The organism is Psychromonas sp. Urea-02u-13, assembly GCF_002835995.1.
GTDB lineage: Bacteria > Pseudomonadota > Gammaproteobacteria > Enterobacterales > Psychromonadaceae > Psychromonas.
The window spans coordinates 1-668 of sequence record NZ_PJBZ01000232.1 but is presented as its reverse complement, the minus strand read 5'-3'; the positions used below and the strand labels follow the sequence as shown (position 1 = coordinate 668).

1 protein-coding gene is annotated in these 668 nt (G+C 33.5%); it reads left to right on the top strand.

Annotated elements, in window-relative coordinates:
• Positions 1-591: hypothetical protein (locus tag CXF74_RS21565; protein ID WP_232772621.1), on the top strand; the 591-nt coding region annotated here is incomplete at its 5' end.
• Positions 592-668: the final 77 nt, after the last annotated feature.

Sequence of the window (668 nt, the reverse complement as noted above, 5' to 3'; positions counted from 1 at the left end):
GTTATAAGCCAAAGGAGAGTTGCAATGTTTATAGATTGGCTTAAAGAGTTTTCTGGTATGAGTGGGGGAGCAATATTTATTTCTATAGTTGGTGCTACTTGGCTTTTGGCAAACAATATTTATATGCTTTCTCTTAAATCAAAATCTAAGCTGATTGAAAATGAAACATCAATTAGATTAAACCGATTAGCAGATAAGCAACTAGATGTTATGTTACTTTTATATGAGCAGTTCGCTGAACTAGATGGTAATTTGCAATATTATTCAGGACCGTTTGATTGGAATTTACTAGCGAAAGATCCAGATTTTATATCTTTATATCATGGCATCTGCGAGTTCCAAAAGAGCTTTAATAAGTCCAAGGTGTTCTTACCTAAGTCACTTGAAAATGAGTTTGTGACATTTATAAACTGCAGCATGAAGATCAAGTCAGTTTTCAGAACTATAACCGATCCAAATTTTTCATTGTCAGATGAAGATTACCTAAAAGACAAAAGTTTAGATGATATGAAGCATCTAGCTACAGAAATACCAAAAATCAAAGAAAGTATTGAGTCTAAATATCGTCAAATACTGCATGTAGGCTTATAACAAGGCGTTTAAACGGAACTAAAACAGTGGGTTACGTTTCGCTTCGCTACACATTTTAACCCACAATTTTAGTCCGT